The sequence below is a fragment of the Virgisporangium aurantiacum genome (assembly GCF_016863635.1).
Taxonomy (GTDB): Bacteria; Actinomycetota; Actinomycetes; order Mycobacteriales; family Micromonosporaceae; genus Virgisporangium; species Virgisporangium aurantiacum.
Genome location: NZ_BOPG01000109.1, coordinates 45456 through 53669, shown reverse-complemented (window position 1 = coordinate 53669; position 8214 = coordinate 45456). Strand labels below are relative to the sequence as shown.

General features: G+C 69.8%; 9 protein-coding genes. 3 read left to right on the top strand and 6 right to left on the bottom strand.

Features of this window, described 5'->3' with window-relative positions:
- Together Vau01_RS58255 and Vau01_RS58250 are read right to left on the bottom strand one after the other, a co-directional pair.
- Positions 1-478: proteasome accessory factor PafA2 family protein (locus Vau01_RS58255; RefSeq protein WP_204012162.1), on the bottom strand; the 478-nt coding region annotated here is incomplete at its 3' end.
- A gap of 67 nt (positions 479-545) precedes the next feature.
- Positions 546-1142, bottom strand: a complete 597-nt coding sequence (locus tag Vau01_RS58250; protein ID WP_204012153.1) for a dTDP-4-dehydrorhamnose 3,5-epimerase family protein — start codon at positions 1140-1142, stop codon at positions 546-548.
- Positions 1143-1312: 170 nt separating this feature from the next.
- Between Vau01_RS58250 and Vau01_RS58245 the strand changes: the two genes are divergently transcribed.
- On the top strand, positions 1313-2941 hold the full coding sequence (locus tag Vau01_RS58245; protein ID WP_204012151.1) for a DUF2142 domain-containing protein: 1629 nt from the start codon (positions 1313-1315) through the stop codon (positions 2939-2941).
- On the opposite strand, the gene rfbA is transcribed toward Vau01_RS58245, so the two are convergent.
- Positions 2918-3784 carry a glucose-1-phosphate thymidylyltransferase RfbA gene (rfbA, locus tag Vau01_RS58240; RefSeq protein WP_204012150.1) on the bottom strand — a complete coding sequence of 289 codons (867 nt, stop codon included), beginning with the start codon at positions 3782-3784 and terminating at the stop codon, positions 2918-2920. The two genes, Vau01_RS58245 and rfbA, sit on opposite strands and share 24 nt — an antisense overlap.
- Before the next feature lie 68 nt (positions 3785-3852).
- Between rfbA and rfbB the strand changes: the two genes are divergently transcribed.
- Entirely contained in the window at positions 3853-4815 is a 963-nt protein-coding gene (gene rfbB, locus Vau01_RS58235; protein WP_204012148.1) for a dTDP-glucose 4,6-dehydratase, read from the top strand.
- Complete coding sequence (gene rfbD / locus Vau01_RS58230; protein WP_204012145.1) at positions 4812-5660, top strand: dTDP-4-dehydrorhamnose reductase; 849 nt, start codon at positions 4812-4814, stop codon at positions 5658-5660. The genes rfbB and rfbD overlap by 4 nt, the downstream gene beginning before the upstream one ends.
- 19 nt (positions 5661-5679) lie before the next feature.
- Here rfbD and Vau01_RS58225 read toward each other — a convergent pair whose 3' ends face one another.
- The 3 genes from Vau01_RS58225 to Vau01_RS58215 are packed head-to-tail and all read right to left on the bottom strand — an operon-like array spanning position 5680 to position 8076.
- Positions 5680-6990: an MATE family efflux transporter gene (locus tag Vau01_RS58225; RefSeq protein ID WP_204012142.1), complete on the bottom strand. Its 1311-nt coding sequence runs from the start codon at positions 6988-6990 to the stop codon at positions 5680-5682.
- On the bottom strand, positions 6987-7682 hold the full coding sequence (locus Vau01_RS58220; protein WP_204012139.1) for a glycosyltransferase family 2 protein: 696 nt from the start codon (positions 7680-7682) through the stop codon (positions 6987-6989). Before Vau01_RS58220 ends, Vau01_RS58225 begins: the two co-directional genes overlap by 4 nt.
- A complete protein-coding gene (locus Vau01_RS58215) occupies positions 7675-8076 on the bottom strand; it encodes a DUF2304 domain-containing protein (protein ID WP_204012136.1) in 402 nt (133 codons plus the stop codon). The genes Vau01_RS58220 and Vau01_RS58215 overlap by 8 nt, the downstream gene beginning before the upstream one ends.
- Positions 8077-8214: the final 138 nt, after the last annotated feature.

Here is an 8214-nt window from a genome sequence, read left to right as displayed (position 1 = left end):
TCTGCAGGACCTTCCCCGCACCGCAGATCAACTGCCGGGTGACCAGGAACGGGATCAGGATGTCGGCCAGCCGGCCGAACTCGCCGTGCCGCGAGACCAGGTAGTTCTCGTGGCAACCGTAGGAGTTGCCGGCCGAGTCGGTGTTGTTCTTGAACAGGTAGATGTCGCCGGCGATCCCCTCGTCGTGCAGCCGCTTCTCGGCGTCGACGAGCAGACCTTCGAGGATGCGCTCACCGGCCCGGTCGTGCACGACCAGGTCGTCGACCGAGTCGCACTCGGGCGTGGCGTACTCCGGATGCGAGCCGACGTCGAGGTAGAGGCGCGCGCCGTTACGCAGGAAGACGTTGCTCGAACGCCCCCACGACACCACACGCCGGAACAGATATCGGGCCACCTCGTCGGGTGACAGTCGCCGCTGCCCCCGGTAGGTGCACGTGACTCCGTACTCGGTTTCGAGGCCGAAGATGCGCCGGTCCATGGCCAAACCCTAGCCGTCGCGGGGAGTCGATGCCCTGTTCACGCGCGGGTGTTTTTGCGGACGCGAATCAGTTCCGGAGCGACGACCGGTACTCCAGGCATGCTTTGTAGTCGGGCAGCCGCCCGTCGGCCCGCACGTTGGCCAGCGACGGCGCGTTGCGGTCGCGGGCCGACAGCACCGGATCGGTGACGCCCCAGTCGATGTTCAGCTGCGGGTCGAGCGGGTGGATCACGTACTCGCGCTGCGGGTTGTACGGCGCCGAACACAGGTAGTGGATCACGGTGTCGTCGGTGAGCGAGCGGAATCCGTGGCCGAGACCCTCGCTGACGTACACCGCCTTCTTCTCCACCGTGTCGAGCAGCACGCTCTCCCAGCGGCCGAACGTCGGCGAGCCGACCCGCAGGTCGATCACGAAGTCGACCAGCGCACCCTGCTGGCAGGTGACGTACTTGGCCTGCCCCGGCGGCACGTCGGCCCAGTGCACGCCGCGTACGACGTCGCGGGCCGAGGTGGACGTGTTGATCTGCGCGATCCGGAGGGGGTGACCGATCTCGGCCGCGAACACGTCCTCCTTGTAGAGCTCAGCGAAGTTTCCCCGCGGGTCGCCCAGGACGACCGGGGTGATTTCGTACGCGCCCTCGATGGACAAGGCTCGGATCTTCACGATCGGTGATGATAAGCCAGCCGGGCACCGTCGGACCGGCGAATCCAGTTGCTAGGATTCGCTCGATCTGCCCCGGGTCGGCGGTAGTGATCGATGCCCGGCGCCGGTTCGCGCGGGCCTGAACCTCGGAGGACGAGCTGATCAGGGACCAGGTCGAGGAGGACCGCGACATGCCCGGGGGCTTGGATTCGGAGACGACGGAGTCCCCCGAGACGTCGGATAACCGACGCGCTGACGCCCGTCCCAAAGAGGTTTCCCCCAAGACCCGGGCCCGCCGCGTGTGGTGGGCCGCCCTGGTGGTCTTCTTCCTGCTGCCGGCCGCGTGGGCCCTGATCACCCCGTACGACGGCGCCTACGACGAGCACGACCACGTGATCCGGGCGGCCGGCATCGTCCGCGGCGAGATCTTCGCGCCGCCGACCAACGACGGCCAGAACGGTCGGTACCAGAGCGTACCGGCGAGCCTGGTGCCGCCGAACTTCGACTGCCTGCGCACCGGCATCGAGCCGGCGACCTGCCTCGGCACGCCGACGAAGAGCCGCGAGCGGAACGAGGTCCACACCCGGGCCGGCCATTACAACCCGTTCTACTACGCGATCGTCGGCTGGCCGTTGCTGCCGTTCCCCGACATGACCGGCGTCTACCTGGCCCGGCTGCTCAGCTCGCTGCTGTGCGCGGTGCTGTACGCGTCGGCGCTGGTCACGATCTGGCCGCTGCGCCGGCGGCGGATGCTGATGGTCGCGCTGCTGCTGGTGTTCGCGCCGACCACGATGGTGCTCACCGGCCTGGTGAACCCGAACGGGCTGGAGATCGCCACGTCGGCACTGCTCTGGGTGACGCTCACCTGCCTGCTCTCGAGAAATCGCGAGGAGGACGCCGAGGACGCGAAGGCGTTCGGCTTCGGCGGGGAGAAGTGGACGAAGCGGCTGGTGTGGCTGACCGCGCTCGCCGGGGTGCCGCTGGCCCTGAACCGGCCGATCGGCGTGGTGCTGGCCGTCGCCATCGTGATCCTCAGCTTCCTCGCCATGGGCCGCCGCCACCACATCAAGGAACTGCTGCGACGCAAAGACGTCCGGTACGCGGTGCTCGCGATCGGCATCGCGGCGGCGCTGGCGTTCGCGTGGTCGTTCGCCGCACAGGTCGGCACGCTGGGCACCGAGGCGACGCCGGAGGTCCGCACGCCGGTCAGCGAGATCGTCCGGACGGTCATCAACAACAAGTTCGACTACTGGATCCGCCAGACGATCGGCGTGTTCGGCTACGCCACCGCCCAGTTGCCGGTGTGGTTCATCGTGACGTGGGGCCTGGTCATCGGCATGCTGGTGCTCACCGGGATCATGAACTCCAGCCGGCGCATGATGGCCGTGATCCTGGGCATCCCTGCGGCGTGCCTGGTCGGCGGCCTCGCCGTCGACGTGATCATGGTGCCGGTCATCGGCTACTTCATGCAGGGCCGCTACTTCATGCCGCTGTGGATGGGCATGTTCTTCCTCGCCGCGCAGGCGGTGCCGCCCGGGATGCTCACGCCCACCGGGCTGCGCCGGTTGTACGGCGTGTGGCTGTTCTTCTGGGGCCTCGCCGTGTCGTACGGGCTGTACCTGACCGTCAAGCGGTACGAGTACGGCAACGAGGCGCTGGCGACGTACCCGCGCGGGTGGCGGCCGGTGATCACGGAGATCGGCGGGTTCGGGTTCGTGATCTTCTGCGTCCTGCTGATGGCGGCGCTGTCGGCCTGGTACGTCCTGTGGAAGCACCCGGCCGACGACGCGGAGCTGTCAGCCGAGGTCGAGCAGACGTAGCAGATAGTCGCCGTATCCGCTCTTGGTGAGGGGCTGGGCCAGGTCACGCAGCTGCGCGTCGGTGATCAGGCCCGCCCGCCAGGCGGCCTCCTCGACACAGCCGATCTTGTAGTCCTGCCGCTGCTCGATGACGCGCACGAACTCCGCCGCGGCCACCATCGAGTCGAACGTACCGGTGTCGAGCCATGCCGTGCCCCGGTCGAGCACGGTGACGTGCAGTTCGCCCCGGCGCAGGTACTCCTCGTTGACCGCGGTGATCTCCAGTTCGCCGCGGGCGCTCGGGGTGAGCTTCGCGGCGATCTCGACGGCCGCGTTGTCGTAGAAGTACAGCCCGGGAACCGCGTACCGCGACTTCGGCTTGACCGGCTTCTCCTCGATGGAGACGACCTTGCCGTCCGGGTCGAACTCGACGACGCCGTACTCGCTCGGGTTCGCCACCTGGTAGGCGAAGATGCGGCCGCCCACCACGTCGGTGTGCTCGCTGAGCTGGCGGCCCAGACCCGTCCCGTAGAAGATGTTGTCGCCCAGGATCAGCGCGATCGTCTCGCCGTCGATGAAGTCGCCCGCGATGAGCAGCGCCTGGGCGATACCGGCCGGTTTCTCCTGTACCGCGTACTCCAGCCGCAGGCCCCACTGCGAGCCGTCGCCGAGCAGCCGACGGAACTGCTCCTGGTCGCCCGGTGTGGTGATCACGAGGATCTCCCGGATGCCGGCCATCACGAGCACCGACAGCGGGTAGTAGACCATCGGCTTGTCGTAGACGGGCATGAGCTGCTTGGACACGGCCTGCGTGATCGGCCACAGGCGGGATCCGGTACCGCCGGCGAGGAGGACAGCGCGCATTCCGAACACCCTACAGACGGTGATCCTCTCCGGATCGCCCCCGGACCGATCCGGTAGATTGCGTCCCCGTGAAGGTTCTGGTTACCGGTGGTGCCGGTTTCATCGGCTCGCAGTACGTCCGCGCCCTCCTCACCTCGGCGGACGCCAGCGTGACGGTGCTCGACAAGCTCACGTACTCCGGCAACCGGGAGAACCTGGCGCCGGTCGCCGGTCACCCCGGCTTCTCGTTCGTCGAGGGCGACATCGTCGACCGCGACACGGTCGCCGACGTGATGAAGGGCCACGACGCGGTGGTGCACTTCGCCGCCGAGTCGCACGTCGACCGCTCGATCGACGGCGCGGAGCCGTTCGTGGTCACCAACGTGCTCGGCACCCAGCGCCTGCTCGACGAGGCGCTGCGCGCCGGTGTCGGCCGCTTCCTGCACGTCTCGACCGACGAGGTCTACGGCTCGATCGCCGAGGGCTCCTGGACCGAGGACTGGCCGCTGGCCCCGAACTCGCCGTACTCGGCCAGCAAGGCCGGTTCCGACCTCCTCGCGCTGGCCTACCACCGCACCCACAAGCTCGACGTGGTGGTCACCCGCTGCTCGAACAACTACGGTCCGTACCAGTTCCCGGAGAAGGTCATCCCGCTGTTCGTCACCAATCTTCTCGACGGGAAGAAGGTGCCGCTCTACGGCGACGGCGGCAACATCCGCGACTGGCTGCACGTCGCCGACCACTGCGCCGGCATCCAGCTCGCTCTGGAGAAGGGCCGCTCCGGCGAGGTCTACCACATCGGCGGCGGGCTCGAACTGACCAACAAGGAGCTCACCGAGCGGCTCCTGGAGGCCTGCGGCCGCGACTGGTCGTTCGTGACACCGGTCGAGGACCGCAAGGGCCACGACCGCCGATACTCGCTCAGCATCGAGAAGATCCGCAGCGAGCTCGGCTACGAGCCGGCGGTCCCGTTCGAGCGCGGCATCGCGGAGACGGTCGCCTGGTACCGCGACAACCGGGCCTGGTGGGAACCCCTGAAGGCCAATTCGTGACGCGGTGGTTGGTGACCGGCGCGGGCGGGATGCTCGGCCGCGAGGTGGTCGCGCTGCTCGGTTCGTCCGTCACCGCTTTGTCGCGCGCCGACCTCGACATCACGGACAGGTCCGCGGTGGTCGCGGCCGTCGCGGACCATGACGTGGTCGTCAACACCGCGGCCTGGACGGACGTGGACGGCGCCGAGGCGCACGAGGCCGCCGCGACGGCGGTGAACGGTGACGCGGTAGCGCTGCTCGCCACGGCCTGCGCCGACGCCGGTGCCCGTCTGATCCAGCTCTCCACCGACTACGTCTTCGACGGCCACGGCACCACCCCCTACGCCGAGGACGCGCCGACCGCGCCGATCAACGCGTACGGGCGGAGCAAGCTGGTCGGCGAGCGGGCCGCGCTCGCGGCCGGCGGTTACGTGGTCCGCACCGCCTGGTTGTACGGCGCCCACGGCAGGAACTTCGTGGCGACGATGCTGACCCTGGCCGCCACCCGCGACACCGTCGACGTGGTGACCGACCAGGTCGGCCAGCCCACGTGGGCCCGCGTCCTGGCCGCCCAGCTGGTCGAACTCGGCGGCCGGGCGGTCGCCGGCGCGGCCCCGCCGGGCGTCTACCACGGCACGGCGACGGGCGTCGCGTCCTGGTTCGACCTCGCGCGGGCCACGTTCGCCACGGTCGGCCTCGACCCCGAGCGGGTCCGCCCCACCACGTCCGACCGCTTCGTCCGCCCCGCGCCACGGCCGAGCTACAGCGTGCTGGCCCACGACAACTGGACCCTGGCCGGCGTCTCCCCCCAACCCGACTGGCAGTCCCAGCTCAAGGAAGCCCTGGCCACCGGCACCCTGACGTAACCCCCTCCCCTCGAGGCGGTCAGTCGGCGGGGCGGCCGGCCGTCAGGGTCGGGGTGGGGTCGAGGACCGGGGTGGGCGGTGCCTGGCTGCCCTTACGCCAGGCGAACGGGAGGACCACCGGGATCACGGCCAGCGAGCCGATCGCGAACGCCAGTTCGACGCGCAGCCGGAGGTCGCCGGGGCCGAGCGTCACCGCGATCAGCACGAGCGTGCCGATCAGCCAGCCCACCGCCTGCCCCGCGTGCCAGCCGCGGGCGACCACGGCCTGGCCGAGCACGGTGGCGAACATGTACGCCAGCACGCCGAACGTCAGCCACACGAAGTCGACGCGGGTGAGGACGCCGGCGCCGGCGTCGAACATCAGCTCGGCCAGCCACGGGCCGAGTATCACCGCCGGCGCGGCGCCGGCCAGACCGAGGAGGCCGACCACGCCGAGGGCGCGCACCAGCTGGTGCCGGTAGCCGGCCAGGTCGCCGGAGGCGATCGACCGGGTCAGGGCCGGCAGCAGCGACGCCTGCAGCGACGCGAACACGAACAGCGGGATCCGGGCCAGGATCAGCGCCGCCAACAGGGCGGCGGCGATGCCCTCCTCCGCGTGGGTGGCGAGCAGCTGAACGTTGATCACGCCGACGTTCGCCACCACCTGCGCGAGCAGGCTCGACGCCACCAGGAGGAACAGCCCCGCGCACAGCGTCGCCATCGTGACGCGGCCGCCCGGGCGCAGGCCGCGCAGCACCGGCGGCAGGGTCAGCAGCACGGCCGCGGCCGGTGCGAACGCCAGGACCAGCGCGAACGCGACCGGTGACTGCACGCCGGCGAGCCACAGCGCACCGGCGATGACGATCCGCAGGCCGCCGTCGACGGCGAGTTGGGTGCCGTACCAGCCGAACCGGCCCAGCCCGGACAGGACGCCGCGGGTCAGGTGCTCGGCGGCGAGGCCGGTGAAGGCGCCGCCGAGGGCGAGCACCATGCCGCGGTCGCCGTCGAACAGGTTGTCGGCCATCGGGCCGGCGAACACCGCCAGCAGCACGAGGACGGTCGCGAGCACCGCGCCGGTGAGCAGCGCCGCGGTACGCAGGACCGGGCGCACGCCGTCACCGGAGACGGACCGGACCGCGACGAGCCGCGCCACCTCCTGCTCCACCGGCATGAACAGGCCGATGCCGATCGAGAACACGATCGACCACAGCACCGACACCGACGAGGACTGCGCGTCGTCGAGGCTGTGCCCGGCCGCCATGAGGTGCAGGAACGACGCCAGCCCGAGCACGGCGAGGCCGCCGCCGACGACCAGGGTGCCCTTGGGCACCGCACTGAGCAGGCGCCTCACCGGCGTACGAACGCCAGCAGGAGCGTGATCATCGCCCGGAACAGGTAGACGGTCGCCTTCCACGGCGACGTGGCGGTGCCGCCCTGCCGCTGGCGCATCGCGACCGGCACCTGCCGCACCACGTGCCCGGACCGGGCCGCCCGCACCAGCATCTCGATGGTGTCGCCGAGGTACTCGACCGGATACCAGCGCGCGAACCGCTCGATGAGCGTGCGGTTGCTCGCCCGGAAGCCCGACGTGGTGTCGGTGAGTTTCGTCTTCGCGACCCGGCTGAGCACCACCGACAGCACCTTCGCCGCCCAGTGCCGGGGGCCCTTGATGGCGTAGTCGCCCTCGCCGGCGTAGCGGGCGCCGATCACCAGGTCGGCCGACTCCAGCGCTTTCAGCATCATCGGGACGTAGCGCGGGTCGTGCTGGCCGTCGGCGTCGATCTGGATGGCGACGTCGTAGCCGTTGCGGTCGGCGTACCGGTAGCCGAGGCGCATCGCACCGCCGACGCCGAGGTTGTACGGCAGGCTGGTGACGATCGCGCCGGCACCCGCGGCGACCGCCGCCGTGCCGTCGGTGGAGCCGTCGTTGACCACGAGGATGTCGACGAACGGCAGTTCCGACCGCACCTCGGCGATGACCTTGCCGATCGACTCCTCCTCGTTCATCGCCGGAACGATGATGAGGACCCGTTGATCAGTCATCGCCGGCCGCCTTCGGGCCGATCTCCGTGGCCGGCGCGTCGCGCTCCGGTATCACCGAGCGCTCCTCGAGCTGGGTGCGGATCAGCGCGATCTCCTCGGCGAGGGTGCGGGTCTCCTCCTCGAGCTGGCTGACCTCCCAGCTCAGGTGCGTGCAGATGAGCAACAGCAGCACGAGGCCGAGGAACAGGACGAGGCTGGCGCCCGACTTGACGCCGATCTGCCGGGTGACCCAGTCGAGGCCGCTGGGGAAGATCGCCAACGGCACCACACCGAGGGCGACGATGATCCACAGCACGGCGTACTTCTCCCGGAGCTGGCGCCTGCGCAGCAGCTCGAAGAAGACGACGAGGAGCACCAGACCGATAATCGCGGTGAATATGTTGAGCTTGGTCATGGGATGGCCTGCCAAGGTCCTTTCGACCACGGTCCGTCGATGGAACGGTGTGATGAGCCTAATGGTCCCTCCCGGGTCCGATGAAACGGCCTCTCGCCCATGACCGACGGATAGCGCACCGTGACGCCGGTCGCCTAT